Consider the following 26,521-nt stretch of genomic DNA (forward strand, 5'->3'; position numbering starts at 1 on the left):
ATGAGCGATCGGATCGTTCGGACGGGTGCCTTGCCGCCGCAGGGCGGCAGGGCACCTGAGGCCGCGCAAGTTTCACCACCGGCGGCGCTGCCGCCGGTGGTCGAAGCAAGCGGCGTGACAAAGCGCTTCGGCTCCTACGCGGCGCTCAACGACGTGAGCTTGCGCGTGATGGCGGGTGAGTCGCATGCGCTGGTGGGCCGCAATGGCGCGGGCAAGTCGACGCTCGTTTCGATCCTCACCGGGCTGCGCAAGCCCGACGAGGGCGTCGTGCAGTTCAACGGTCAAAGCGCGCCGCCGATCGCGAACCGCGACGCGTGGCGTGAACGCGTCGCGTGCGTGTATCAGCATTCGACGATCATTCGCGATCTCACGGTCGCAGAGAATCTGTTCATCAACCGTCAGCCGGTGAAACGCGGCGTGATCGACTGGCCCGCGATGCGACGTGACGCGCGCGCGCTGCTCGACCACTGGCGCATCGACGTGCGCGAAGACGCGCGTGCAGGCGACCTCACGGTGGAGGCGCGTCAGCTGGTCGAAATTGCACGCGCGCTGTCGTATGGCGCGCGCTTCATCATCCTCGACGAACCCACCGCGCAGCTCGACGGCGAAGAAATCCGGCGACTCTTCCAGCGCATCGACGATCTGCAGCGCGACGGCGTGACGTTCCTCTTCATCTCGCATCACCTGCAGGAGGTGTACGAGATCTGCCAGACGGTGACGGTGCTGCGCGACGCGCGTCACATCGTCAGCGCGCCGGTGGGCGAACTGCCGCGCGAGCGCTTGATCGAGGCGATGACGGGCGAACGTGGCGGACTCCATGTCGCCGACGCGGCTGCGCGTGCGCCGCTGCCCGCCGACGCGCGCGTCGCACTGGACGTAAGCGGCCTTTGCGGGCGCGACTATGACGACGTGTCGTTCACGCTGAAGCGAGGGGAGATCGTCGGCCTCACGGGCGCGACGAGCAGCGGGCGCACGAGCGTGGGCGAAGCGATTGCGGGGCTCAACGCGCAGCGCACGGGCGAGATCCGCGTGAACGGTGTGCCGCTCAAGCCGGGCGATGTCAGCGCCGCGCTCGCGAGTGGCGTGGGCTGCGTGCCGAAGGACCGCCATCATGAAGGGCTCGTGCTCACGCAGTCGGTGGCGGAGAACGGGACGATGACGATCGCGGGCCTGCTCGGCCGTTTGGGCATCGCGCCGCCTGCGAAGAAAAACGCCCTCGGCCGCCGCATGATCGAGTCGCTTGGCATTGTCGCGCAGGGGCCGGAGCATGTCGTGTCCGGGCTCTCGGGCGGCAATCAGCAGAAAGTGGTGATGGCGCGCGCGCTCGCGAGCGATCCGGACGTGCTCGTGCTGATCGACCCCACCGCGGGCGTGGACGTGAAATCGAAGGAAGCGCTGCTTTCGGTCGTCGATCGCGTGCGCGACGAAGGCAAGGCGGTACTGGTGGTGTCGAGCGAACTCGACGACCTGCGCACCTGCGACCGCGTGCTCGTGATGTTCCGCGGCGGCATTGTCGCGGAATACAAGGCGGGTTGGCAGGACTACGAACTGATCGCATCGGTGGAAGGAGTCAGTCTCCATGAAGAATAGTGTCTCGACGTCCGCGTTCGCGGCCGCACGGGCCGACGCAACGGCCGCCCGCCACGGCGCGCGGCCGCGCATCGAACTGGCGAAACTGCGCGACTTCGCGCTCTTGCCCGCGTTGCTCCTGCTGATCGTGATCGGCGGATTCGTGAGCCCGAGCTTTCTCACGAAGGCGAATCTCATCAGCGTGCTCGGCGCTTCGGCGGCGCTCGCGCTCGTCGTGCTCGCCGAATCGCTCATCGTGCTGACCGGCAAATTCGATCTTTCGCTCGAATCGACGGTCGGCATCGCGCCAGCGTTCGGCGCGATGCTCGTAATGCCGGCCGCGTCCGCGGGCTTCGGGCTTCAGTGGCCCGCATTCGCGGGGCTCGCTGCGATCCTCGTCGTGGGTGCGCTGATCGGCTTCGTCAACGGCTTTCTCGTCGTACGTTTGCGCCTGAACGCCTTCATCGTCACGCTCGCCATGCTGATCGTGCTGCGCGGCATGCTCGTTGGCGTGACCAAGGGTGGCACGCTCTTCGACATGCCGCCGTCGTTCTTCGCGCTCGCCACGACGCTCGTGCTGGGCCTGCCGCTTTCGGTGTGGCTCGCCGCTGCAGCATTTGCGATTGCCGCGTTCATGCTGCGCTATCACCGCGTGGGCCGCGCGCTCTACGCGATCGGCGGCAACCCCGACGCCGCGCGCGCCGCCGGCATCCGCGTCGAGCGCATCACGTGGGGCGTGTTCGTGCTCGGCAGCGTGCTCGCGGCACTCGGCGGCCTCATCGTCACGGGCTACGTGGGCGCGATCAATGCCAACCAGGGCAACGGCATGATCTTCACGGTGTTCGCGGCGGCGGTGATCGGCGGCATTTCGCTCGACGGCGGCAAGGGCACGATGCTCGGCGCACTTTCGGGCGTATTGTTGCTCGGTGTGGTTCAGAATCTGCTCACGCTCGCCCAGGTGCCGTCGTTCTGGATTCAGGCGATCTACGGCGCGATCATCCTCGGCTCGCTGATGGTGGCGCGGCTTGCGGGCGGCGACGCACAAAACTGACGGCCAACGCGGAGAACGACCTTGAGCGGCACACTGCATACGGACCCTCGTCTCATTCTGCTGACCCCCGACGACAACTGCCTCATTGCTGCGGCGCGGCTTGCTGCGGGCGAAACGGTCCTCATCGAGGGCGAACGCGTGACGCTCCCGAAGACGATCGAACTCGGGCACAAGGTCGCGCGGCGCGCGCTCGCGAAAGACGAGAAGGTGCTGCGCTACGGCGCGCGCATCGGCCACGTGACCGCGCCTGTTGCGCGCGGAGAGCATTTGCACACGCACAACCTGGAAAGCGACTACCTGCCTACCTACACGCACGACGCGGGCCACGAGTTCGTGCATCACTGAAATCACTTCGATCACTTCGCCATGACCGACACCTCTGTCACTCCGCCTCTCGAAGGCTGGCTGCGCAGCGACGGCCGTAAGGGCATCCGCAACGTCGTCGCGGTGGCTTACCTCGTTGAATGCGCGCATCACGTCGCGCGCGAGATCGTGGCGCAGTTCCGCGCGCCATTCGATGCGTTCGACGATGCCGATGCGTCACTCGATCCGCACGATCCACCCGTGCATCTGATCGGCTTTCCCGGCTGCTTTCCCAACAGCTACGCCGAGAAAATGATGGAGCGGCTCGCCACGCATCCGAACGTGGGCGCGGTGCTGTTCGTGTCGCTCGGCTGCGAGAGCATGAACAAGCACTTCCTCGTGGACCGGGTGCGTGCGAGCGGCAGACCAGTAGAAGTACTGACGATTCAGGAAAAAGGCGGAACGCGCAGTACGATCCAGTACGGCGTGGACTGGGTGCGCAGTGCGCGTCGGCAGCTCGAAGCGCAGGCGAAGGTGCCGATGCGACTGGATGAACTCGTGGTTGGCACGATCTGCGGCGGCTCGGATGGCACGAGCGGCATCACGGCGAATCCGGCCGTGGGCCGCGCGTTCGATCAGCTGATTGCGGAGGGCGCGACCTGCATCTTCGAGGAAACCGGCGAACTCGTGGGCTGCGAGTACCACATGCAAAGCCGCGCGGCGCGGCCCGAACTGGGTGACGCCATCGTCGCGTGCGTGGCGAAGGCCGCGCGCTATTACTCGATTCTCGGGCACGGCTCGTTCGCGGTGGGCAACGCGGATGGCGGCCTCACCACGCAGGAGGAGAAGTCGCTCGGTGCCTATGCGAAGAGCGGCGCGTCGCCGATCGTGGGCATCGTGAAACCGGGCGATGTGCCAGCCACCGGCGGTCTCTATCTGCTCGACGTGGTGCCCGACGGCGAACCGCGCTTCGGATTTCCGAACATCAGCGACAACGCCGAGATCGCCGAGCTGATCGCGTGCGGTGCGCACGTCATCCTCTTCACGACCGGGCGTGGATCGGTGGTCGGTTCGGCGCTTTCGCCGGTCATCAAGGTCTGTGCGAATCCGCTCACGTACCGCAATCTTGCGGGCGACATGGACATCGACGCGGGCCGGATTCTGGAAGGCCGCGCCACGCTCGACGATGTTGGCCGCGAAGTGTTCGACGCCACGCTCGCGGTGGCGACGGGCTCGCGTTCGAAATCGGAGGCGCTCGGGCATCAGGAGTTCATCCTCACGTACAAGACCTTCGAGCCGGTCGGTCCGGCTTGCCTGCCCGCGAGCGCTCGCGCTCCGGTCATCAAGATCGACCCGCATTGACGCGCGCCGCACATGGCGTAATCTGTTGTCGCCAACGTTCATCGGGAGACTTCTCGCATGGCGAACGAGCTCTATCCGCAGGTGGCGCAAAGGCGCCGCATCGGGCGCACGGCGCTCGACGTGACCGCACTGGGCCTCGGTACGGCGCCGCTCGGCGGCCTGTATCGCGACCTTTCCGAAGAAGATGCGCAAGCGACGGTCGATGCCGCGCTGCAAGCGGGCATACGCTTCTTCGATACTGCGCCGCACTATGGCCATACGAAAGCGGAGCATCGGCTCGGCGCGGCGCTCAGGCGTCATCCGCGCAGCGAGTACGCGATTTCCACGAAGGTGGGCCGCCGGTTCGTGCCGCGCACGCATCCCTACGATGGCAGCGAAGGCTGGGATCGCCCGCTGCCGTTCGAGGCCATCTACGACTACACCTATGGCAGCATCCTGCGTTCGTTCGAGGACAGCCAGCAGCGGCTTGGCATCGTCGATATCGACATCGTGCTCATCCACGACATTGGCCGGTACACGCATGGCGAGCGTAACGAGCATTACTGGCGGCAGTTGACCGAAGGCGGCGGTTTTCGCGCGCTCGACGAATTGCGCGCGTCGGGCGTCGTGAAGGCCGTGGGCCTCGGCGTGAACGAGCGCGAGGTGATACTCGAACTCATGCGCGAATTCGACATCGACTGTGCGCTGCTCGCGGGTCGCTATACCCTGCTCGAACAGGCGCCGCTCGACGATCTGCTGCCCGAGTGCGTGGCGCGCAACGTGAGCATCCTGCTCGGCGGCGCGTTCAATTCGGGCATTCTCGCGCACGGGTTGAGCGGCGATCGCAAGTTCAACTACGGCGATGCGCCGCCCGAGATACTCGAACGTGTTGCCCGGCTCGATGACGTGTGCCGGTCGTTTGGCGTGCCGCTCGCGGCTGCTGCGTTGCAGTTTCCGTATGCGCATCCCGCAATAGCAACGGTGCTCAACGGCGCGCGCAGCGCGGCCGAAGTGCGCGAGAACGCGGCAGCGTTTGAAGTGGCCATTCCCGCCGGTCTGTGGGTCGCACTGCGCGACCAGGGCCTCATCGATTCGCGTGCGCCACTGCCCTCGTATTGATATGACGACGCCCGACACGACCGCCACGGTGGCGAAGATCGACGCGCACCAGCACTACTGGGACCCCTCGCGCGGCGACTACTTCTGGCTCACGCCTGCGATGACCGCGCTGTACCGCACCTTCGGCCCGGGCGACCTTGCACCGTTGCGCGAGCGTTGTGGCGTGACGCGGACCGTGGTCGTGCAGGCGGCTCAAACCGTCGAAGAGACACGCTATCTGCTTGCGCTTGCACGCGATGATGCGTCGATTGCGGGCGTGGTGGGCTGGGTCCCGCTCGATGATCCGCAAGCGCCCGAACTCATCGCCGATCTAGCACGAGAGCCGAAATTCCGCGGCGTGCGTCCAATGCTGCAGGACCTGCCCGCCGACGACTGGATCGCCACCGCGAATACATCGCGCGCGGTCGAATCGCTGATCGCGCACGACCTTGCCTTCGACGCGCTCATTTTCACGCGCCACGCTGACGCGCTTGCCACGTTTCTCGCGCGGCACCCCGCGTTGCGTGTGGTGATCGACCATGGGGCGAAGCCGCCAATTCGCGACGGTGACGCGGGCTGGACCGCCTGGGCTGACGCGATTACGCGACTCGCGCGTTTCCCACAGGTGTGCTGCAAGCTCTCGGGGCTGGCCACTGAAGCCGCGCCGGGCTGGACCGACGCAACGCTGCGTCCGTGGATCGCGCATTTGCTGGCGGCGTTCGGTCCGCAGCGCCTCATGTGGGGCAGCGATTGGCCGGTGCTGAATCTCAACGGCGACTATGAACGCTGGCACACGTGCGCGCAGCATCTCCTCGCGCCGCTCTCGGACGCTGAACGCGAGGCCGTATTCGGCGCGAACGCGGCGGCTTTTTACCGACTTTGAGCGCGGGACGGTACCGATACAAGCTTCATCCCCTGAACGCGGCTGCACCAGGCGGTATCGCGCGGCCGCAATTCCAGCGAATTCCAACAGATTCAAACCGGAGTGACAGATGGCACAGAGACTGGCCGGCAAGACAGCGTTGATTACGGCGGCGGGGCAGGGCATCGGCTTCGCCACCGCCGAACTGTTCGTACGAGAAGGCGCGCGCGTGATTGCCACGGATATCCGTCCCGACGCGCTCGCGCCGCTGCCGGTCGACGCACGGCGTCTCGATGTGCGCGATGCGCAGGCCATCGCGGCGCTCGCTCGCGAGCTTGGTGCGATCGACGTGTTGTTCAACTGCGCGGGGCTCGTGCACGCAGGCTCGATCCTCGAAGCGAGCGATGAGGACTGGGACGTCGCCTTCGACCTGAACGCGAAGGCGATGTACCGGATGATCCGCGCGTTCCTGCCCGCCATGCTCGACGCGGGCGGCGGGTCGATCATCAACATGTCGTCGGCGGCGTCGAGCGTGAAGGGTGTGCCCAACCGCTTTGTGTACGGCGCGTCGAAGGCGGCTGTGATAGGGTTGACGAAGTCGGTCGCCGCCGACTTCGTCACGCGCGGTATCCGCTGCAACGCGATCTGTCCGGGCACCGTGGCGTCGCCCTCGCTCGAAGAACGCATCGCGACGCAGGCGGGCGCGCAGGGCACGAGCGTCGATGCGGCGCGCGCGGCATTCGCCGCGCGTCAGCCGATGGGGCGCGTCGGCAAGCCGGAGGAGATCGCCGCGCTCGCGCTTTATCTCGCCTCGGACGAATCGTCGTTCACGACCGGCCAGGCACATGTGATCGACGGCGGCTGGGTGAACTGAGCCTGGTGCCCGCTTGGTGCTCGCTACCCCACTAACCGGCGACACTGGATTTAACTGGAACATCTCAGAGGAAACACAGCTAATGAAACTGCTTCGCTACGGCCCGAAAGGCCATGAAAAACCGGGCCTGCTCGACGCCGAAGGCCGGATTCGCTCGCTGGCCGGCACGGTGACCGACATCGCCGGAGACGTGCTCTCCGACGCGGGTCTCGCGCAACTGCGCTCGATCGACCCGGAGACGCTGCCCATCGTCGAAGGCAATCCGCGTATCGGCGCGTGTGTGGGCCATGTCGGCAAGATGGTGTGCATCGGTCTGAACTACGCGGATCATGCCGCCGAGTCCGGCATGCCCGTGCCGCCCGAGCCGGTGGTGTTCAACAAGTGGACGAGCGCGATTGTCGGTCCGAACGACGACATTGAAATTCCGCGCGGTTCGAAGAAAACCGACTGGGAAGTCGAGCTGGGCGTCGTGATCGGCAAGCACGCGAAGTACGTGGACGAGGCGCACGCGCTCGACTATGTGGCGGGCTACTGCATCGTCAACGACGTCTCCGAGCGCGAGTGGCAGATCGAGCGCGCCGGACAGTGGGACAAGGGCAAGGGCTTCGACACCTTTGGCCCGACCGGCCCGTGGCTCGTGACGCGCGACGAGGTGCCCAATCCGCAGAACCTCAATCTTTGGCTCGAAGTGGACGGCCACCGCTATCAGAACGGCAACACGCGCACGATGATCTTCACCGTCGCGAAGCTCGTTTCGTATCTGTCGCAGTGCATGAGCCTGCAGCCAGGCGACGTGATCTCCACCGGCACGCCGCCGGGAGTCGGCATGGGTGTGAAGCCGTCGCCTGTGTTCCTGAAGGCGGGTCAGACCGTGCGCCTCGGTATCGAAGGGCTCGGCGAGCAGACGCAAAGGACGCGCGCCGCCGAGTAAGCGGCGCGCGCTCGCGTTCTGCGCGTTCAGGTCGGCAGTGAGTGAAACGCGGGGCCGCGCGCCCCGCGTTTCACGTCATATTCGCGCGGCTCAGCCGGCGGAGTCCGCTTCGCTGCGCGCCTCATGCTCCGGGAGCCGGACCACCGTCCCCTGCGCGAGCGCGACGAGGTGCTCGTCGCCGTTCTCCATCACGTACACGTTGCACTGGCAGGTCGCCTGCTGGCGGCCCGCGTGGATCACCTTCGCCCGTGCGATCAGCGTGCCATTGAGTGCCGGCCGCAGATAGTTGATCTTGTATTCGCCGGTCACCACGCGCGGCCCGAGCGCGAGAGCGCCTGCGAAGGTCAGCGCGTTGTCGGCGAGGTAGCTGATTACGCCGCCGTGGACGAAGCCATGCTGCTGCCTCAGCTCGTCGCGTATCGGCAGCCGCAGTGTCAGTTCATCCGCCCCTATGTGCATCAGATCGGTGCCAAGCAACACGCTGAACGGTTGCGCATGCAGGGCGCCGCGCGCACGATCCACAAGATCAGTCATCGTCGGATTCCCCGGGCCACGCCCGCATGGTGTCCCAACCACTCTAGGAAGCGGTTCGCGGCGGCGCAAGGTGAATCGACCTGGGATGCGCCAGTTGTTGCGGGGAATTCCTCTAAAAGGCTGCCGCAGTGCGCGCCAACGGGCGAGCGCTGGCGGTTGACGCGTCCCGCGCGGCGATATGTGGCGAGCCGCCGCGGTGTTCTTCGCGTTGGTGCCGGGTCGTTCCGGTTTTGCGGTGTCGACGGTGCGGGGCAGGACGCCGTTCGTGCTGCCTCCGCCCGCATGTCGTTCAGCCCGGCAGTGTCAGATAGGCCGATAGCAGGTGATAAGGCGTCGTCGATGGCATGTCGGCGCGCGCCACGTCTCCCGAAGCGCTCCGGCATTCGACCCATCCCTGCGGCGTCAGGAAGCGCGCCGCGAAACGGTCGATTTGCGCGGGCAGCGTAGCGGTCACGGGCGCGTCGCGGTGCGTGGCGATGGCGCGCAGATACTCGGTTTGCGCCCAGATGCGCTGCGTGGCGTCGATCACCCGGCCTTGTTCGTCGAGCGCAGCCGCGACGGCGCCGCTCTCGGGGTCCACGCCATGCTCCACGGCGAAGTGAAACGCACGCGCGAGGGCATCGTCGAGCCCCGACGCGCCCAGCCGTTCCCCCGCGCAGGACGCGAGCCAGAACCATTCGAACTGATGCCCCGGCTCGAGCCGGTTGTCGGCCGCACCGATCGGCAACTCTGCGATACAGCCCGTCGGCGCATGCAGGAAGCTCCGTGCGACGGCCTCGATTAGCTGCGTGAGCGCGGCATCGAAGGCGGCATCGCCGGTCGCTTCGCGGGCGGCGAGCCAGGCTTCGGTGAGATGCATGAGCGGATTCTGTAGCGGCGTGCCGGTGACGGCAGCAAACGACGCGTCGAGCGATGCGTTGAAGAGGCCGTCCTCAGCCGCGAAGCGGTCGACGATCAACGCGGACGTTGCACGTGCAACGTCTAGCGCCGCGCTGTTGCCTGTGCGCTGGCCATAGACCGAGCACGCGAACACGACGAAGGCGTGCGTGTAGAGGTCCTTGGTTGTATCGAGCGGTGCGCCCTGCGCATCGACGCTATAAAACCAGCCGCCGCGCGCGCGGTCCTGAAAGTAATGCTGCAAGGCTTCGAAAAGCGTATGGGCGTGCGCAATATCGCCCATCTGCGTGAACACGAAAAGCTGGCGGGCGCATGCCATCGCCCTGTAGCGGGTGACAGGCAGCGGCGCGGCGCGAGCGGCATCCATGGCCTCGTAGGGCAGGCGCAACGCGGCGTTGAAGCCCGGGCCGCGCCACAGGGGCAACACGATGCGGTCGAAGTGATCGCGCAGCCTTTCTGCGCCGGAGTGTGCAGTCATGAGCAGGGTCTGTAGCAAAAGACGGGTGCGACGTAGTGTCGACGTCCGCGATTGTACGCTGCGCCCCCCGCCTGACGCGCGGCGCGCAAGCTGCTGTCGATGTTTGTCGCGCCCGCGTTTCGCTCGCTGTGCGCCACGGGAGCGGCGCTGTCGCCGCGCGTGGTCATGCGACAATGCGATCTCGATAAAACATGTTGCGCGGCGGACCGGACCAGTCCGCGCGCGGCTCAGGGAGCCTCGATTCCCCATGGCAGAAAACGCAGATAACGATCTCCTGAGCCCCTCGCGCGCGGCGCGTCGCGGGCCGTCGAAGCGACGGGCATCGTCCGCTTCCCGCGATTCGGAAAACAAGCCAGCGCGCGCGGCACAGTCCACGCAGGCGCTCGCACAACCGGGCGAGCCGCTGCGCGACGAGAGCACGCTTGATCTCTTTGCCGCCGATCCGTTGCATGCGCCCGTTCAGGTGACCGGGACCGACCATCGCACGGGCGTGCCGGGCAGTTTCGATCTGCTGGAGCAGGAGCGCCAGCCGGTAGAGGCATCGCAAGTCACCGAAACGACAGACGGCGCCAAGGCCGTGGTTGCGGTGTCGCGCAACAGCGCTCCGGCGGAAGTTTCGACGGCGGTTGTGACCGGGGACGCGACTGATGCCGCGCCGCGCGACGATGCTAACGGCGGTGTAGCGAGCGAAGTCGCTGCGGCGCCGGAATCTGCGGCGAATGCGTCCGGCGGCAGCGAAGTGACAGCCGGCGAGGTCGTACCGGTAACGGACAGACCGCAGGACCTGACCGTGGCGGAGGGGAGTACTGCCGCCGAGGTGGTTTTCCCGGACGCTGCCACGACTCAGGTGGACGAGGCCGCGGCCAGGCCGATGCTGCCGGGGCAGGCACTTGCGCAGTTGCGTTCGACTCCAGCCATCGCCGCGCCGCGACCGGCGAAGGGTGGCCGGGCGGTATCGCGCGCAGCGGACGCCGATTCCGCTACCGCTGGCGATGCACCCTGCGCCGGACCGGGACAGCCTTCCGAGCCGGCCAACGCGCCGAGCGCGGAAGCGTCGCCAGCGAGCGATCGCCCGGCGCCGCCATTCCGCGATGCCGGGGATGTCGCGCGTGCTGGCACGGTGGCTGAGTCAGCGGTTGCCGATGCCGCGACGTCCGCCGCCCGCCCGGCACCGGCTGAACTGGACCCCGCACGGGCGGCGGCTTTTGCAGAGACCATCGAGGCGCTCAATTGCGTGATCGCCGATCAGCGCCGTGCGGCGGCCGGGTTGTCGCGCCGCATGAGGTGGATGTTCGGTGCTGTGGTGGGCGCGCTGCTGGTGACTGTGGCTGTCGGTGCCGCGCAGACCGTTATCCTTTCGCGCCTCGCGGCCGACGCCAGCGCCCAGCAGCAGCGCCTCGCGCAGATGTTGCAGGACCAGCAGGCCGCGATCGCGGGCGCGCTCGCGCATCTTCCGTCCCAGGCCGAGGCGCCTGCCGCGCAAGCCGTCTCGCAGAGCACAGCCCGTCCGGTGGCGACGAGCCCTGCGCATCACGTACAGCGCGCCGCGACGCACGTTCACCGTGCCCGTGCAGCCAGTCAATAAAAAGTATTTCGACCCCCTAAGCCGTCGCCGAAGTGTCGCTTTGACGCAACGCAACGGCGACGTACTCAGAAGTGCGACGCGCTGCCGCAGATTTTTTGCTGCAATGCACTAGGCGGATGTCAGGGAAAACCCTATAATTGGTTCGTCCTAGGGAAAACCCTGATCTACTAACCGACTGGGAGTCGCCATGAGCTTTATCCTCGCACTGTTCGAAAGGGTGAGCGAGTTCTTCGTCTCGCCGTACTTGCCGATGGATTCGGATTACTCGTACGCAGCACGTCACCGCGAAGCCGAGCGCATTCGCCGGTCGCGCTACGTGCCGTTCGGCATTCCGCGTAACTAACTGGCGCGCAAGCGGCACAGGGGGCGTCAGCCGCCACTGTCGTCGCATCGAATACGTCTGTCATGCAGGGCCTGCTCTCTGAAGAGAGCAGGCCCTGTTGCATTTGTAGTCGCGCCTGCTGCGGGCGCGGCGCACGCAATGCGAGTTGACGTGCCGAAGGGTGCCTTCGGCATGAACATGGCCAGGAAATGACGGGCCCGGAAGGCAACTGGCTGCAGTTCGCGGCGCTGCGCGAGTAAGTGCAGGTGGGGCGCCTCGCGCTGAGCATTCGCGCAAGCTCTCACTTCTTCGATTCGGACAACGCGAGCCTCGTGCGCGTGAAGGCAGCATGCCGCAAGCTCATCGCGGGCAGTTGTGCCCCGCTGCAGCCCCGCTGCACAAATCTGACCGTGCGACGGAAAAACGTTGCGCGTCAATAGCTTGTCCGGGATATGCCCAGGTTGTCCACATCCCTTTCCACGAAAACTGTGGACAAATCCGGTGTGCCTCGTTTGACGCCAGTTCGAGTCTTCCGGATGGTCGATCGAACAACGATATCAGTAGCGCATGACCGTTGCGCGTCGCGCCCAGCCAAACAACAACCCGATGGCGCGATGCTCAGCCTTCACCGCATGAGCTGTGCGCCCACAGTGTTTGCGGACGACCCAAAGAAGATTGCTTTCGTCACCACGTTAATATGACGAGCAGTGTCTTGTTCTTCACGGACGTGCTCCTGATGTCCGCGGATTCCCGACGCTAGCGCCCCGCTCGGGGCTTTCCCACGAGATTTGCCACCATGTCGAACACCTATTTCTACGATCCTGCGGTCGGTCACGGTCTGCCTCACGATCCGTTCAAGGCGATCGTCGCGCCGCGACTGATCGGCTGGATTTCCAGTCGCTCGGCGCAAGGCTGCCTGAACCTCGCGCCGTACAGCTTCTTCGGAGCGTTTGCGACGTTTCCGCCCGTCATCGGGTTCTGCAGCGAAGGCCGCAAGGACAGCATCCGCAACATCGAGGAGACCGGCGAATTCGTCTGGAATCTGACGTCGAAGGCGCTCGCCGCGCAGATGAACCTCACATCGGCGCCCGTCGCCACCGATGTCGATGAGTTCGCGCTGGCGGAACTCACGCCCGCGCCGGGGCGCAACGTGAACGTGCCGCATGTCGCCGAGTCGCCCGCTGCGCTCGAATGCAAACTGCTCCAGGTCGTGCGGCTCAATACGATCGATGGCACGCCGATGGACAACTGGCTCGCCCTCGGCCAGGTGGTGGGGGTGCATATCCGCGAGGAATATCTCAAGGACGGTGCGTTCGACACGCGCGCGGCACAGCCCGTCATGCGCGCCGGTTATAGCGCCGATTACGCGCAGATCGGTGAAATGTTCCAGATGATCCGGCCGACGGTGTAGGTGGGGTCGCGGCGATCGCAAGCGGTTTGTCGACGCTTCTTCACTTCGCCGATGGCGGGGCGCGCGTGTCGATTGCACGCAGAAGGATTGAGCGGAACGCGATCGACACTATGCGGGCGGGGTCTGATTGCGCGATTGAGTGGCATGGTGCACGAGGCATTTCAAGCGCCTAAGGCGCGTCCTGCAGCATGCGCAGGAAATGCAGTGCTTGCTCAGGCCGAGGCGGATCAACGTTTCGGTCCCGATAGTGGCCTTCCGCAAAAAGAAACAGCCCGACCGGCGTAGGCCGGTCGGGCTGTTTGTCACCTGTCGTCACATTGGCCCGCCTCGTTGGACGGCGAAAAAGACTCACCCAGGTCGAGAAGTGAGAGATGGGTGCGAGCACCAACGTTGCGTCTGAAAACGACGAAGCGGTGCGCCCGATCCGACGTTATTCGTCGATATACCCCGTACTGCACCTGGCGAAACGTGAGTCACCTCAGTAACGAAATGGTGACCAGGACGGAAACAGCGGCCGCGTCAAAAACGCAACCGCCGGACCGTCGCGATGCTCGCGATTCGTCAGCGCAAGCTTAGAAGCGCGTCAGAATGCCCGCTGCGCCCATCACCTGATTGGCCGTCGACGATGCGCCGCCCGCGTTGTACATGACCGCGACGTTCTGGCTGCCCGTAGCGTGCTGGTACATGGCTTCTGCGTACACTTCGGTGCGCTTGCTCAGCGAATAACGCGCAATTGCGTTCACCTGATTCCACTTCGGATCGGCGCCGAACGTCGTCGCGCCGTTCAGATGCGCGTCGGTGTACGTGTACGAGATGCCGGCCTTGAGTGCCGTCGTGAAGTTGTACATGCCGTTGACTTCGTAGTTGTCAAAGCGTGCCGAGCCATTGTTCAGGCCGAACGCGCTCGTGCCCTGGTACTGGGCGTGCGAATAGACGAAGCCGACGACTGCCGGGCCAAACGCATAGTTCACGCCTGCAGCGATCGAGCGTTGCACGTCGGACGTCAGGTTGCCGCCGTTGGCGGTGGACTTGACTTCGGCCTGGTCGACCGCGCCGGTGGTGTTCGCGTAGTTGGCGCCGACCTTGAGGCCCGAACCGTTGGACTGCAGGTAGCCCGCAGCGATGTTCAGCGGTCCGAAGTTGTAGCTCGCGGCTGCGCTGTAGGCGCGGCTCACGGCGAACTCGGTGCTGTTGCTGAACGCATACATGCCGCCGAACTTGAAGCCGTTGTAGTTCTGGCTCGTGAACTTGACCGCGTTGTTGAAGCGGACGGTGTGCTGCAGGTTGTCGTTGTCATACGGGTGTGCGAAGCCCGAATCGCCGAACGTGCCGCTCGTCGCCGACAGCGGCGTGACGAAATCGACGGTGGTGTCGTACTGACGACCCAGCGTGACCGTGCCGAACTGGTTGCTCGACAGGCCGACGAACGCCTGGCGACCGAACATACGGTTGTTCTGCTTCAACCCGCCGTTGGCGACGTCGAAACCGTTCTCGAGCACGAAGATGGCCTTGAGTCCGCCGCCGAGGTCTTCGCCGCCGCGCAGACCGAAACGGCTGCCGCTGATGTTGCCGCTCTGAAGCGCGACGCGACCGCTGCCGGCGACGTTATTCGTGTAAGCGATGCCGGCGTCGATGAGGCCGTACAGCGTAACCGAGCTTTGAGCGTGGGCCGATGCTGCGGCGAACGCAGCAACGCTTGCAACGGCGATGGAAATTTTTTTCACTGTAACTACTCCAGTTCTTTAGCGATATTGGGTTGAAGCGCTGCGGAGTATAGAAAAGCGCATTCGTTAAAATGCCTTCCACGTTTCGAACGGTCTTTTCTTAAATTGAGAAGAATCGCGTCATTTAAATGAAGCATCGGTCTCAAATACCGGCGCGGTAACGTTTCAGTGGTCACCACCCGTGGAAGGGTGCACGCAGTCTGGTGGCGCGTGAGTGGCATTTGCACAACACCGGTCTCGTCTCGCCGATGGCGGGTGTCGGTCGGCATGCCATGTCATTGAAGAGCCAGAAAAGTAGCCAGCAGCGGTTGACTTCGGCGGCCCATGCCCGGCGATCCAGGCTCGCCGCCGGACCGTCCGGGATTTTTTGATACGATGCACGCTTTGCCAGCCAATCCCTTTCCCGCGTGAAGCGTTACGTGTCGTGTGTTCGCGATCAATTCGCGAAATGGTCCGCCCGCCTGAGGCCTGCTCTCGCGGCCGCCGCTGCCGGTGTCAAACCGCTTTCCGCGGCCGCTTGCGCCCGGATACGGCCGCTCCTCCTCAAAGGGCTCGACCATCTGCGGCATCCCACGCGGCGCACCGTCCTCTACGCGATGGCCGCAGTCCCCGCGCTGGTCGTCCTTTACGTGCTGGTGCTGATCCCGTTCACGCCCGGCATCGGCGATATCCGCAAGGCGCGCGTCGACAAGCCCGCGCAGATCCTCTCCGCCGATGGCAAGCTGCTAGCCGAGTTCAAGCCATCGAATCGCGAATGGGTGCCGCTCAGCGACATTTCGCCGTATATGGTCGACGCGCTGGTCTCGACCGAAGACCACCGCTTCTACGAACACCACGGCATCGACTTCAAGCGCACGGCGGGTGCCGCGCTGCGCACGTTTTCGGGTGACCGCCAGGGTGGTTCGACAATCACGCAGCAGCTCGCGCGCAATCTGTATCCGGACGAGATCGGCCGCGCGCCCACACTCACGCGCAAGATCAAGGAAGCCATCACGGCGTTCAAGATCGAGGCCGTCTACAGCAAGCCGCAGATTCTCGAAACGTATCTGAACACCGTTCCGTTCCTCTACAACGCATACGGTATCGAGATGGCGGCGCGCACTTACTTCGGCGTGTCGGCGGATCAGCTCGACATCCTGCAGAGCGCGACGCTCACGGGCATGCTCAAGGGCAACGCCTACTACAACCCGGTGCTCAACCCCGAGCGCGCGCTCGCACGGCGCAACACGGTGCTTGGGCAGATGGTGAAGTACGGCAAGCTCACGCCCGCGCAGTACGCGACGCTCTCGAAGAAGCCGCTGGGAATCGATTTCGAGCGCCAGACCGAGCCGCCGGGCCCCGCACCGCACTTCGCGCAGCAACTGCGCCGCTGGCTGATCTCGTGGGCGGACCGTAACGACTACAACGTCTACTCGGATGGACTCGTTGTGCACACGACGATCGACGCGCGCCTGCAGTCGATGGCGACGGCCGCGCTCACGCAGCACGCGAACCAGTTGCAGGGCATCGCAAACGGCGCGTGGAGTGGACGCAACGGCTGCACCGCGGGCAACGATCTCTTCAGGACGTTCATGCGCGAGACGCTGGACTACAAGGCGGCACGCGACGCGGGCGCGAACGACCAGGATGCGCTGAAGCACCTCGCTTCCGATCGCACGTTCATGCGCGGTCTGTGCAAGGCGAAGACGGAAGTGCAGGCAGGCTTCCTCGCGATCGATCCGCGGAACGGCCAGATCAAGGCGTGGGTTGGCAGCCGCGATTTCACGGGCGAGCCCTACGATCACGTCCAGCAGGCGCGGCGTCAGCCGGGATCGACGTTCAAGCCGTTCGTCTATGGCGCGGCCTTCGCCAGCGGCGCGAAACCGACTGACACTTTCATCGATCAGCCCGTCGAGATTCCCGTGAAGGGCGCAGAAATCTGGCGCCCCGACGACGCCGAAGCGCCGACCAACAAGCCGATGACGCTGCGTGACGGGATCGCCTGGTCGCGTAATCGCATTACCGCGCAGTTGATGCAGCAAGTGGGCCCGGACAAGGTCGCGCGCCTCGCGCGTGCGATGGGCGTGCGCGACAGCCAACTGGAACCGGTGCCGTCGCTTGCACTCGGCACGAGTCCGGTGACGCTCAAGGAGATGGTGTCGGCGTACAGCACGATCGCCAACGATGGCGAATACATCGAACCGCGCATGGTCACGAGCATCGAGGACAGCAAGGGCAACGTGCTCGCGGAATTCGCGAGTGCGTCGCCCGAGCGCGCACTCTCCGCTCCCGCCGACCGCACGCTGATCGACGTGATGCGCGACGTGGTGAACCGCGGGACGGGGTCGAGCATCCGCTCGCGCTTCGGTATCCGCGCGGATGTCGCGGGCAAGACCGGCACCACGCAGGGCAACACGGACGGCTGGTTCGTGCTGATGTCGCCGCAGCTCGTGGCGGGCTCGTGGGTGGGATTCGACGACGGCCGCGTGACGCTCGACGACTACTGGGGGCAGGGCGCGCGCAGCGCGCTGCCGATTGTCGGCGATTTCTTCCAGCGCGCGCTGCGTGCGCGTGTCGTCGATCCGCACGCGCGCTTCGATACGGAAGTGGCGCCCGGTATGTTCGAGACGTTCCGCCAGAACCTGACTGCGTGGATCGAGAAGCTGTTTGGGTCTAAGCCGACGGTCGAGGTGCCAGTCAAACGTGCGCCGGTTCAGGCGCAGCGGACTGCGCCTGTGGCTGCTTCGGCGCCGGAAGTTGCGGCATCGGCTGCGGCCGGTGTTTCGGCGGCTTCCGAGGCGGTGTCTTCGGCCTCCGCACCGACCGCTGCGTCACAGCCTTACGAAGTGGGCTTGCCGCCGATCATCGCTCCGGCTAGCGCGCCGGGTGCGACGCCGCCGCACCTTCCTCAGGAGCCGGCGCTCGCGCCAACGCCTACGCCTGATGATGCCGAGCCCGCCCCGGGCGCTGCCGGCGCGCAGTACACGCCGCCGGTGCAGCAGCAGCCGGGGCAGTGATGTCGTAGCGCGCTGGGCTGTTGTGCTGGTCTGGGCGACGAGCCGGATGTCGCGTTCGACTTTATCCCCAGATTTCGTGGAAAGGCTTGTGGGCAAGCTTGGGATAGCGGAGCTAAGTGCCTGATGCGCAAGGGTTGATGCGTCGGAGTTGCGAAGCAGGCACGGCTTATCGCACTTTTCCACAGAATTCGTGGAAAGGGCTGTGGGCAAGCTTGGGACATCGCGGCCAAGTCCTTGATGCGGAAGGAAAGACACGACGTAGCGGCGAGCGAGGCACATCGGAGGCACATCGGAGGCACATCGCGCCCCGCACTTTTCCACAGAATTCGTGGATAGGGCTGTGGGCAAGCGTGGGACATCGCGGCCAAGTACTTGATGCGCAAGAAAAGACACGACGTAGCGGCAATCAAGGCACATCGGAGGCCCGTCGCGCGCTGTACTTTTCCACAGATTTCGTGGAAAGGGCTGTGGGCAAGCTTGGGACATCGCGGCCAAGTGCTTGACGCACAAGGAAAGACACGACATAGCGGCGATCGAGGCACATTAAAGGCCCATCGCGCCCCGCACTTTTCCACAGATTTCGTGGAAAGGGCTGTGGGCAAGCGTGGGACATCGCACCCAAGTCCTTGACGCCAAAGGAATGACGCATCGACGCCGCGTCACAGGCACGGCACCCCCGGCGCCGCGCACAGCAGCGTTTCCCCCGCCGAGCCGATCACCCCCGCGTCTGGGCGCCGACGTTGAACACAGCAACAAGCCCCGCAAGCCTCGCAGCCTGCTCATTCAGCGCGATAGCGGCGCGCTCGGCCTCGCCCACCAGCGCCGCGTTCTGCTGCGTCGCTTCGCCGATCTGCGTGACGGCCAGGTTCACCTGTTCAATGCCACCCGACTGCTCGCGCGATGCCGCGCTGATGTCGCCAATGATCGAGCGCACTTCTTCCACGCGCGCGACGATGGCGCGCATCGTCGTGCTCGCTTCGCCGGCGATGCGGTAGCCGGTTTCGACCGTCGTCACGGATTCGGCGATCAATCCTTCGATCTCCTTCACAGCCGTCGCACTGCGCTGCGCGAGCGCACGCACTTCGCTCGCGACCACCGCGAAGCCCCTGCCGTGCTCGCCCGCGCGTGCGGCTTCCACAGCCGCGTTGAGCGCGAGGATGTTGGTCTGGAACGCGATGCCGTCGATCACGCCGATGATCTGCTCGACGCGTTCCGACGTGGACGAAATCTCGTGCATCGTGCTCACGACGCGGCGCACGACATCGCCGCCGCGTGCCGCGACTTCGGATGCGTTGACGGCCAGCGTGTTGCCCTGGCGCGCATTGTCGGTGTTGTGCTTCACCGTGGCGGTCAGCTCTTCCATGCTCGCGGCGGTCTCTTCGAGCGAGGCGGCTTGCTCTTCGGTGCGCGAGGAGAGGTCGAGATTGCCGGTGGCGATTTCGTTGGAGCCGGTCGTGATCGATTCGGCGGACGTCTGGATACGTCGCACCGTGTCCACGAGTTGCTTCTGCATCTCGCCCATCGCGTAGAGGAGGCTGCCGTTGTCGCCGTTCGCGAGCTTCACCTGGGTGGTGAAGTCGCCAGCGGCGATGCGCGTGCAGATCTCGGTGGCGTAGTCGGGTTCGCCGCCGAGGCTCGTGCGGATGTTGCGGATCAGCCAGAGCATGCCGAGCGTGACCGCCACGCCGATGACCGCCACGAGCGCGAGATTACGCATCAGCGCGCTCAGGAACGCGGCCTGAATGTCGTCGACATAGGCGCCCGTGAAGAGGGCCCAGCCCCACTCCGGAACGGCCTCGGCGTAGGTGATCTTGTCGACCGGCTCGCTGTTGCCCGCCTTGGGCCACACGTAGTGGCTAATATGATTGCCGCCCGGCAACGCGCTCTTCACGATCTCGACGGCTACGTGCGTGCCTTGCGGGTCGACCATGTCGGCCTGGCTCTTGTTCTCGAGTTCAGGCTTGGGCGGGATCATCACGCCCATGTACTGCGAATCGTAAATGCCGAAGTATCCGCTCTGGTTAGCGCCATAGCGCAGGCCGCGCAGCGTGGCGATGGCCTGGCGCTTTGCCTCGTCCGCGGAGATCTGGCCGGAAGCAGCCTGCTTCTGATAGAAGGCCACCACGCCCATGGCGGTCTCGGTCTGCTGGGCGAGCATGTCCTCGCGGTCGCTCCACAGGCTCTGGCGCGTCATGATCGCGTCTGCGACGACCAGAACGACCAGCGAGATCCATAACAGGGCGACGATGCTCCAAGCTTTTCTATTTAACGATGTACGTTTCACTTTCAGAATTCCTGGTCTCTTTCGCTACTCAAAATCCAACCCTGGCGGCTGGAAACCGCCAGGCCAATCTGCTTATCGGTCGATTTGGAGCAATCTGAACCCTTTTTTTACGTTTGGCTGAGAATTTCCTGTAGAGTCGGGCCTCGAATGGGCTTGACTTTTTTTCATCAAGGTGACTTGTTGGCCGGATCGGCGAGGCGCCGCGTGCGACGCCTCGCGTGATAGGCCAATGCGGGGGCAGTGCGGGGTCAGTGTCGGGTCAGTGTCGGGTCAGTGTGACTCGCGCGGCACCGGCGCGCCGCTGGCGCCCACGAGAAAGTCGAGGTCCGCGCCGTCGCTCGCCTGCAGGACGTGCTTGACGTACAGGCGGTAATAGCCGCGCTCGGGCAGCTCGGGGGCCTTCCAGGCGGCTCTGCGGCGCGCGAGTTCCTCGTCGGACACGTCCAGATGCAGACGGCGCGCATCGACGTCAAGCTCGATCATGTCGCCCGTGCGCACCAGCGCGAGCGGCCCGCCCGCAGCCGCTTCGGGGCAGACGTGCAGCACGGCGGCGCCATAGGCTGTGCCGCTCATGCGGCCATCGGAGATGCGCACCATATCGGTGATGCCTTTTTGCAGGACCTTCTTCGGCAGCGGCATGTTGCCGACCTCGGCGAAGCCCGGATAACCCTTCGGCCCCGCGCCCTTGAGGACCATGACGCAGTGCTCGTCGATGTCGAGCGAATCGTCGTCGATCTTCTCGTGCAGTTCTTCGACGTTCTCGAACACCACGGCGCGGCCGCGATGACGCAGCAGCGCAGGCGTCGCCGCCGATGGCTTGATGACCGCGCCGTCCGGCGCGAGGTTGCCCTTGAGTACGGCGATGCCGGCGCGCGGCTTGAACGGATGCTCGAACGGCGTGATGACCTGTTCGTTGTAATTTTCGGCATCCTGAACGTTTTCCCAGATCGTCCTGCCGTTGACGGTCAGCGCGTCGCGATGCAGCAGCCCTTGTTCGCCGAGTTGTCGCAACACGGCCGGCAACCCGCCCGCGTAATAGAAGTCTTCCATCAGATACTGGCCCGAAGGCTGGAGATTCACGAGGCACGGCACGTCCGTGCCCAGTTCCCAGTCGTCGAGCGAAAGCGGCACGCCGATGCGCCGCGCGAGCGCGATCAAATGCACGACCGCATTCGTCGAGCCGCCAATCGCGGCGTTCGTGCGGATCGCGTTTTCGAAGGCCTCGCGCGTGAGGATCTTCGTCATCGTGAGATCGTCGCGAACCATCTCGACGATACGTCGCCCCGCGAGATGCGCGAGCACCTGGCGGCGCGCATCGACGGCCGGAATGGCGGCGTTGTGCGGCAAGCCCATGCCGAGTGCTTCGACCATCGAGGCCATCGTCGACGCCGTGCCCATCGTCATGCAATGCCCGCGCGAGCGGTTCATGCACGATTCGGCCTCGACGAACTCGACCTGCGTCATGGTGCCCGCGCGTACGGCTTCGGACATCTGCCACACGCCCGTTCCCGAGCCGATGTCGTGCCCGCGAAAACGCCCGTTGAGCATCGGTCCGCCGGAAACGGCAAGCGCGGGGAGGTTGCAGGAGGCGGCGCCCATCAAGAGTGCGGGCGTGGTCTTGTCACAGCCGACCAGCAGGATCACCCCATCGATGGGATTGCCGCGGATCGACTCTTCGACGTCCATCGACGCGAGGTTGCGAAACAGCATCGCCGTGGGCCGGAGGTTGGTCTCGCCGAGCGACATGACGGGAAATTCGAGCGGCAGGCCGCCGGCTTCGTGCACGCCCTTCTTCACGTATTCGGCAAGCTCGCGGAAATGCGCGTTGCACGGTGTGAGTTCCGACCACGTATTGCAGATGCCGATCACCGGGCGGCCATCGAACTGGTCGTGCGGGATGCCCTGGTTCTTCATCCAGGAGCGGTGAATGAAGCCGTCCTTGTCGGTGCGGCCGAACCAGGATTGCGAGCGAAGTTTGCGCATGATGTCTCCTCCGATCCCACGCCCGCGAGGGTGACGGTCGCGCATGGTGCGCTAGCGCCGCTTCACCTCGACCAGTCCGGGCGCCGCGAGTTTCTGGAGCACCTCGCGTGCGACCGTGCGGCTCACGCCGCGTGAACGGGCGAGTTCGATTTCATTGGGCAGTACGCCGCCGGGAAAGCAAACGCCGGGCACGATGGACTTGTGCAGCGCACGCTTTGGGATCGGTTTTGACAGACATAACCGGTGCGTACGTTTTAAAACTAGCACAGCGCCTACTGCGTGTCGCGAAATGTGTCGAACGGGAACATGCTGCGCCAAGCGAATCGGGGTCTTACGTTCCCGCTTTCTGTCCGTCTACGATCGCAGCACTTCCAGATGCGTCGAGTGTCGCGTGAAGGCGCATGCGACCGTTAGTCACCTGATAACCGTCCGCAACCTTCCGCACAGAAAATTTGCGGAACATACCCTTTTTCTCGAGAGCTGGAGCATCCACCAGACTCGGGGTGGTTCACCAAACCCCGATGGGTCAAATTTCAGCGGGCGTTGACGCATAGTGGGTATTCCTTCATGCGCCGTCGTGCATGCCGAGGGAAACCAACTATGCTGGCACTCCCTGTGGCTCACGCCACGTGTCAGGTCGTGGAAAACGTGCGGTGATGAAAGTACCGCGTTCGGAGAATTAATGACGGGTTACTCACGGGTTCGTCGAGGTATTGTGGTTAGCTCGCTCCTGGCGGCAGGAGCCGTAGCCGTTTTAGTTGTCGGTGCCGGTAACTCGCGCGCGGAACGCAGCGCGGACGGTATCCACCCTGTCGCCACGTCCTCCGCAGTCGCGACAACGTCTCCATTGCCTGTCGCATTAGATGTCGCGGCGACACATCCTGCGCCGTCCGCTTCTAGAGCGTCGGCATCGGTGGTGATACCTCCCGCAGGAACTCCCATGGCTCAAGCGATCAAATTGATCCAGGATCAAGCCGCTAGCGCCCTGGCTATGAACCCAGCCGTTGAGCCGCATGATGTGGTCGGTGGGCCCCCGGCATTTCCGGCGGGTTTTGACTTTAACTCAGCGACCCCGCCAGCGACTTCGCCGAGCGAGTGCACCAAGGCCCGGCGGATTATTTGTGTCGATAAAACGACTTACATTGCCACTATCTACGAAGGTGGTAAGCCGCAGTGGTCGTTTTATATTCGCCCGGGGGACACGCGTGGTACCCGGTATCAAACGGGGGAAGGCTACGGCCGTATTGCCAGCAAGAGTCGCAATCACGTGTCCACCGTCTATGGCACACCCATGCCGTATGCGATGTTCATTGCGTGGGACAAATTCCCTGCTACTGGTGAAGCCTTCCATTTGTCGTACCAGTTCCAGACGGAAGGGTACTACGGGGCTAGCCACGGATGTATGGGGGTTGGTTCCGAAGTCGCCATGAAACGGCTATGGGACACCATCCCCAAAGGGACACGGGTATTCGTCTACCGCACTTGAACGAGTCGTGACACGACATCGATAGTGCGTGTCTCAGCGATGGTGATCACCCGTTTCTGACGCGGACTTCACGCGAAGCACCGCGCCGTTCTTCAAGAAAAACCGGTGCGCGCGCCAGGTGCCCCGAAATCAAAATCGGGCGAAATCGAGGACAGGCGGAGTTCGTTTGTGGATTCAACCGGTCGATGCAACACTCCAGCTGCTCACGCAGTTTTGATTGTGTTGCATCGACCGGTTGAATCCGCCAGGCCCGAACGGACATCCGTCGGCATTACATGGCCGCTGTGACTTTGCCGTGATGTGCCGTTATTTGAACTTGAAGAGATCCTTGAAGATCAGTTGAGCCCAGGTATTCCCCTTGGCCTGGACGAGCGCGCCGCCATCCTTGAGCGGCCCTAGCGCGATCGGCGCGAAACCGAGTTGTTCGGCCAGAGCTGCGACCGGTGCCACCGCATTTTCGTCATCGCTCGACAAAAACACGACGCGGCTTCCGCCATTCACGTTCGGATCAGCAGCCAGAACCGCAGCGGGCAGATGGTTAAAGCCCTTTACGAACCTGGCGCCGGTAAACGCTTTGGCGACAAACGCGGACGACGGCTGACCTTCCAGGTCTTCAACGGAAACACCCAAAGCGTTTGTCGTGTCGATAATCGTCTTGCCCTGCCAGGTTGTGATCTGCTTCGCGACTTCGCGATGTTCCCAAAACGGAACTGCCAGGAAGATCGTGTCGGACGCGATTGCGTCTTGCAGCGTCCTGGGCACAACGGTGGGGCCGATCGCTTGCGCCTGCTGCATCAACGTCTCCGGAGGGCGCCGGCTTGCGACGGCCACCTCGATGTCCTTCCTCGCAAACGCTCGGGCGAGTGCCTGGCCTACCGCGCCAAAGCCAATAATCGAATAGCTCATGCTAACTCTCCATTAAAAATTGATCAGGAATCCATATTTATAGACAGAATCAGGACCATCTTCGTCAAGTTTGCAGGCCCTTCGAAACGCTTTTCGGCGCGATTTCAGATGGCCGAGAAGCCGCCGTCGACTGACAATTCCACTCCATTCACGAAGCTCGAATCGTCTGAAGCAAGAAACAGCGCGACCGTCGCAATTTCCTCAGGACGACCCATCTTTCCCCGCGGGATTAGCGATTCGAACATCTGCTTCGCCTCCTCGGTGAGAACCTGGTCCTGCATTGGTGTGGCGATCGGCCCCGGGCTCAACACGTTCACCCGGATATTCCTGCCCTTCAGTTCGTTAAGCCAGGTGCGTGCGAATGAGCGCAACGCCGCCTTGCTCGCTGAATACACGCCGTAACCTGGAAAACCTTTCACCGACGCAACCGATCCGGTCATGAAGATCGATCCGCCATCGTTGAACAGCGGCAACGCCTTCTGAACCGCAAACAGCGTTCCGCGCGTATTCAGATCGAAGATCGCATCGAAATGCTGCTCGGTAATCTCGCCCAGCGGGACGGCTTCGCCCGTGCCAGCGCTCGCGAACAGGACGTCGATCTTGCCCTTTTCCCGCTTGACCGTATCGAACAGGCGATCGAGGTCGTCCAGCCTCGACGCGTCGCCGCGCACGCCGGTCACGTTCCGGCCAATCAGCTTGACGGCCTCGTCGAGCGTCTCCTGCCTTCGGCCCGTGATGAAAACATAGGCGCCTTCTTCAACGAACCGTCTGGCGCTCGCCAGCGCCATGCCGCTCGATCCGCCCGTGATGACCGCTACCTTACCGTCCAGCTTTCCCATGACTGCTCCTTTCGTGATGCTGTCCTGCGCCTCGGTTCCCATTTGCACAAATGTGCTGTATCTTGTGGATCACTGATCCAGATACATGTTCATTTATATGGATCACTGATCCAATTGTCAAGAAAATCCATGCGCGCCGACGCCAGAAAAAATTACAGCCATCTACTTGAAGTCGCGCGCGACGTCGTCGCCGAGCATGGAGCAGACGCGTCCATGCGAGATATCGCCCGCCGGGCCAATGTCGGGTTGGCCACACTGCTTCGCCACTTCCCGACGCGAGAAGCCTTGTTCGAAGCGCTGCTGCGTATGAAGGTGGACGAACTGATAGAGCAGGCAGCCGAACTCGAGACATCAAGTCCACCGGACGAAGCGCTGGTGTCCTGGTTTAGCGAAGGGATGGCATTCGTTCGTACCTATAGCGGCATTTGCGCCTTGTTTGCGACGGCGCACGCGGACCCGGACTCCGCGCTTCACGCTTCGAGCACAGCGCTGCGTTCAGCGGGCGCGCGACTACTGCGCCGTGCTCAGGCCGAGGGAACGGCGCGCGCCGATATGGATGGGGTTGACCTGTTCGCCCTGATGTCGGCGCTCGGCTGGGCCGTTGGCCAACCCGCATTCGCGCCACGGGGGGATCATCTCTTTCACGTTATTACGAGCGCCATCCTGACAAATCGGTCGAGCGACGATGTCAAGAATGCGAAGTAGCAGAGTGCGAATGGCCGTGTCGGGTGTTTGAGCGGCTGTTGACGAAGGCGATGAGACGTTGAAGCGGCTGAGCCGTTGTACTACCCGGCGACCGCACATGGCCGGCAGCCGTCGGTTCGCCACCGGGTGCCTTCCATCAAGCTTGGGTTTGTTCCGGCATCTCCGGTGCACCATTGCGCCCCGGAAGCCAGTGTGGTCGCCGTCATCCGTGAGTCCCGATTCGATGCTGACCACTCCGAAGATGTAGCTCTTTTTCGACGCCTGCCAGTCGTACATTTGCATCACGTCGAGCGACGTTGTGTCCGCGACGAGCCGGGCGACGCCACGCCAGATATCCTCGCA

At 64.1% G+C, this 26,521-nt stretch carries 22 protein-coding genes; 14 read left to right on the forward strand and 8 right to left on the reverse strand.

The features are described 5' to 3' along the window. The 8 genes from L0U80_RS26060 (at position 1) to L0U80_RS26095 (ending at position 8,029) form a co-directional block, all read left to right on the forward strand. Positions 1-1,590 (forward strand): sugar ABC transporter ATP-binding protein, encoded by a 1,590-nt coding sequence (locus L0U80_RS26060; protein WP_233872773.1) that lies wholly within the window; start codon positions 1-3, stop codon positions 1,588-1,590. Further along, a complete protein-coding gene (locus L0U80_RS26065) occupies positions 1,580-2,620 on the forward strand; it encodes an ABC transporter permease (RefSeq protein ID WP_233872776.1) in 1,041 nt (346 codons plus the stop codon). The genes L0U80_RS26060 and L0U80_RS26065 overlap by 11 nt, the downstream gene beginning before the upstream one ends. 21 nt (positions 2,621-2,641) lie before the next feature. Then, complete coding sequence (locus tag L0U80_RS26070; protein WP_233872779.1) at positions 2,642-2,965, forward strand: UxaA family hydrolase; 324 nt, start codon at positions 2,642-2,644, stop codon at positions 2,963-2,965. Positions 2,966-2,986: 21 nt separating this feature from the next. Next, entirely contained in the window at positions 2,987-4,285 is a 1,299-nt protein-coding gene (locus L0U80_RS26075) for a UxaA family hydrolase (protein ID WP_233872782.1), read from the forward strand. A gap of 57 nt (positions 4,286-4,342) precedes the next feature. Then, a complete protein-coding gene (locus L0U80_RS26080; protein ID WP_233872785.1) occupies positions 4,343-5,383 on the forward strand; it encodes an aldo/keto reductase in 1,041 nt (346 codons plus the stop codon). A 1-nt stretch (position 5,384) separates the two neighbouring features. After that, on the forward strand, positions 5,385-6,245 hold the full coding sequence (locus L0U80_RS26085; protein ID WP_233872789.1) for an amidohydrolase family protein: 861 nt from the start codon (positions 5,385-5,387) through the stop codon (positions 6,243-6,245). A 109-nt stretch (positions 6,246-6,354) separates the two neighbouring features. Continuing rightward, a complete protein-coding gene (locus L0U80_RS26090; protein ID WP_233872792.1) occupies positions 6,355-7,098 on the forward strand; it encodes an SDR family oxidoreductase in 744 nt (247 codons plus the stop codon). A gap of 82 nt (positions 7,099-7,180) precedes the next feature. Beyond that, the gene (locus tag L0U80_RS26095) at positions 7,181-8,029 is read left to right on the forward strand and encodes an ureidoglycolate lyase (protein WP_233872796.1); all 849 of its coding nucleotides are present in this window, start codon (positions 7,181-7,183) and stop codon (positions 8,027-8,029) included. Between the two features lie 90 nt (positions 8,030-8,119). Here L0U80_RS26095 and L0U80_RS26100 read toward each other — a convergent pair whose 3' ends face one another. Continuing rightward, the gene (locus L0U80_RS26100; protein WP_233872799.1) at positions 8,120-8,563 is read right to left on the reverse strand and encodes a PaaI family thioesterase; all 444 of its coding nucleotides are present in this window, start codon (positions 8,561-8,563) and stop codon (positions 8,120-8,122) included. A gap of 289 nt (positions 8,564-8,852) precedes the next feature. After that, positions 8,853-9,938 carry an AGE family epimerase/isomerase gene (locus L0U80_RS26105; RefSeq protein WP_233872802.1) on the reverse strand — a complete coding sequence of 362 codons (1,086 nt, stop codon included), beginning with the start codon at positions 9,936-9,938 and terminating at the stop codon, positions 8,853-8,855. 247 nt (positions 9,939-10,185) lie between these two features. Between L0U80_RS26105 and L0U80_RS26110 the strand changes: the two genes are divergently transcribed. From L0U80_RS26110 to L0U80_RS26120, 3 genes are all read left to right on the forward strand, one after another. Further along, positions 10,186-11,523 carry a hypothetical protein gene (locus L0U80_RS26110; protein ID WP_233872804.1) on the forward strand — a complete coding sequence of 446 codons (1,338 nt, stop codon included), beginning with the start codon at positions 10,186-10,188 and terminating at the stop codon, positions 11,521-11,523. Positions 11,524-11,710: 187 nt separating this feature from the next. Further along, on the forward strand, positions 11,711-11,866 hold the full coding sequence (locus L0U80_RS26115) for a hypothetical protein (protein ID WP_233872807.1): 156 nt from the start codon (positions 11,711-11,713) through the stop codon (positions 11,864-11,866). A 775-nt stretch (positions 11,867-12,641) separates the two neighbouring features. Next, the gene (locus L0U80_RS26120; protein WP_233872810.1) at positions 12,642-13,256 is read left to right on the forward strand and encodes a flavin reductase family protein; all 615 of its coding nucleotides are present in this window, start codon (positions 12,642-12,644) and stop codon (positions 13,254-13,256) included. A gap of 572 nt (positions 13,257-13,828) precedes the next feature. Here L0U80_RS26120 and L0U80_RS26125 read toward each other — a convergent pair. Beyond that, a complete protein-coding gene (locus tag L0U80_RS26125; protein ID WP_233872813.1) occupies positions 13,829-14,980 on the reverse strand; it encodes a porin in 1,152 nt (383 codons plus the stop codon). A gap of 461 nt (positions 14,981-15,441) precedes the next feature. On the opposite strand from L0U80_RS26125, the gene L0U80_RS26130 reads away from it, so the two are divergent. Then, positions 15,442-17,976: a penicillin-binding protein 1A gene (locus L0U80_RS26130; protein ID WP_267954985.1), complete on the forward strand. Its 2,535-nt coding sequence runs from the start codon at positions 15,442-15,444 to the stop codon at positions 17,974-17,976. 715 nt (positions 17,977-18,691) lie between these two features. Here L0U80_RS26130 and L0U80_RS31725 read toward each other — a convergent pair. From L0U80_RS31725 to L0U80_RS31580, 3 genes are all read right to left on the reverse strand, one after another. After that, a complete protein-coding gene (locus tag L0U80_RS31725) occupies positions 18,692-20,260 on the reverse strand; it encodes a methyl-accepting chemotaxis protein (protein ID WP_308444889.1) in 1,569 nt (522 codons plus the stop codon). A gap of 270 nt (positions 20,261-20,530) precedes the next feature. Continuing rightward, positions 20,531-22,243: an IlvD/Edd family dehydratase gene (locus L0U80_RS26145; protein WP_233872816.1), complete on the reverse strand. Its 1,713-nt coding sequence runs from the start codon at positions 22,241-22,243 to the stop codon at positions 20,531-20,533. A gap of 51 nt (positions 22,244-22,294) precedes the next feature. Beyond that, positions 22,295-22,510, reverse strand: a complete 216-nt coding sequence (locus L0U80_RS31580; protein WP_308444890.1) for a GntR family transcriptional regulator — start codon at positions 22,508-22,510, stop codon at positions 22,295-22,297. Between the two features lie 673 nt (positions 22,511-23,183). Between L0U80_RS31580 and L0U80_RS26155 the strand changes: the two genes are divergently transcribed. Then, entirely contained in the window at positions 23,184-23,729 is a 546-nt protein-coding gene (locus L0U80_RS26155) for a L,D-transpeptidase (protein ID WP_233872822.1), read from the forward strand. 306 nt (positions 23,730-24,035) lie between these two features. Here L0U80_RS26155 and L0U80_RS26160 read toward each other — a convergent pair whose 3' ends face one another. Further along, a complete protein-coding gene (locus tag L0U80_RS26160) occupies positions 24,036-24,635 on the reverse strand; it encodes an NADPH-dependent F420 reductase (protein WP_233872825.1) in 600 nt (199 codons plus the stop codon). 104 nt (positions 24,636-24,739) lie between these two features. After that, positions 24,740-25,474: an SDR family NAD(P)-dependent oxidoreductase gene (locus L0U80_RS26165; RefSeq protein WP_233872829.1), complete on the reverse strand. Its 735-nt coding sequence runs from the start codon at positions 25,472-25,474 to the stop codon at positions 24,740-24,742. Between the two features lie 129 nt (positions 25,475-25,603). Here L0U80_RS26165 and L0U80_RS26170 point away from each other — a divergent pair, with 129 nt between their 5' ends. Further along, positions 25,604-26,179: a TetR/AcrR family transcriptional regulator gene (locus L0U80_RS26170; RefSeq protein WP_233872832.1), complete on the forward strand. Its 576-nt coding sequence runs from the start codon at positions 25,604-25,606 to the stop codon at positions 26,177-26,179. Positions 26,180-26,521 lie beyond the last annotated feature (342 nt).

It is taken from the genome of Paraburkholderia adhaesiva (genome assembly GCF_021390575.1).
GTDB classification, from domain to species: domain Bacteria; phylum Pseudomonadota; class Gammaproteobacteria; order Burkholderiales; family Burkholderiaceae; genus Paraburkholderia; species Paraburkholderia adhaesiva.

Excerpts from the sequence above, each read along its gene's own strand:
- L0U80_RS26095 (WP_233872796.1), top strand. The coding sequence starts at position 7,181 with ATGAAACTGCTTCGCTACGGCCCGAAAGGCCATGAAAAACCGGGCCTG.
- L0U80_RS26080 (WP_233872785.1), top strand. The coding sequence starts at position 4,343 with ATGGCGAACGAGCTCTATCCGCAGGTGGCGCAAAGGCGCCGCATCGGG.
- L0U80_RS26120 (WP_233872810.1), top strand. The coding sequence starts at position 12,642 with ATGTCGAACACCTATTTCTACGATCCTGCGGTCGGTCACGGTCTGCCT.
- L0U80_RS26100 (WP_233872799.1), bottom strand. The coding sequence starts at position 8,563 with ATGACTGATCTTGTGGATCGTGCGCGCGGCGCCCTGCATGCGCAACCG.
- L0U80_RS26060 (WP_233872773.1), top strand. The coding sequence starts at position 1 with ATGAGCGATCGGATCGTTCGGACGGGTGCCTTGCCGCCGCAGGGCGGC.
- L0U80_RS26075 (WP_233872782.1), top strand. The coding sequence starts at position 2,987 with ATGACCGACACCTCTGTCACTCCGCCTCTCGAAGGCTGGCTGCGCAGC.
- L0U80_RS26105 (WP_233872802.1), bottom strand. The coding sequence starts at position 9,938 with ATGACTGCACACTCCGGCGCAGAAAGGCTGCGCGATCACTTCGACCGC.
- L0U80_RS26065 (WP_233872776.1), top strand. The coding sequence starts at position 1,580 with ATGAAGAATAGTGTCTCGACGTCCGCGTTCGCGGCCGCACGGGCCGAC.
- L0U80_RS26115 (WP_233872807.1), top strand. The coding sequence starts at position 11,711 with ATGAGCTTTATCCTCGCACTGTTCGAAAGGGTGAGCGAGTTCTTCGTC.
- L0U80_RS26160 (WP_233872825.1), bottom strand. The coding sequence starts at position 24,635 with ATGAGCTATTCGATTATTGGCTTTGGCGCGGTAGGCCAGGCACTCGCC.
- L0U80_RS26165 (WP_233872829.1), bottom strand. The coding sequence starts at position 25,474 with ATGGGAAAGCTGGACGGTAAGGTAGCGGTCATCACGGGCGGATCGAGC.
- L0U80_RS26155 (WP_233872822.1), top strand. The coding sequence starts at position 23,184 with ATGGCTCAAGCGATCAAATTGATCCAGGATCAAGCCGCTAGCGCCCTG.
- L0U80_RS26090 (WP_233872792.1), top strand. The coding sequence starts at position 6,355 with ATGGCACAGAGACTGGCCGGCAAGACAGCGTTGATTACGGCGGCGGGG.
- L0U80_RS26110 (WP_233872804.1), top strand. The coding sequence starts at position 10,186 with ATGGCAGAAAACGCAGATAACGATCTCCTGAGCCCCTCGCGCGCGGCG.
- L0U80_RS26145 (WP_233872816.1), bottom strand. The coding sequence starts at position 22,243 with ATGCGCAAACTTCGCTCGCAATCCTGGTTCGGCCGCACCGACAAGGAC.
- L0U80_RS26170 (WP_233872832.1), top strand. The coding sequence starts at position 25,604 with ATGCGCGCCGACGCCAGAAAAAATTACAGCCATCTACTTGAAGTCGCG.
- L0U80_RS26085 (WP_233872789.1), top strand. The coding sequence starts at position 5,385 with ATGACGACGCCCGACACGACCGCCACGGTGGCGAAGATCGACGCGCAC.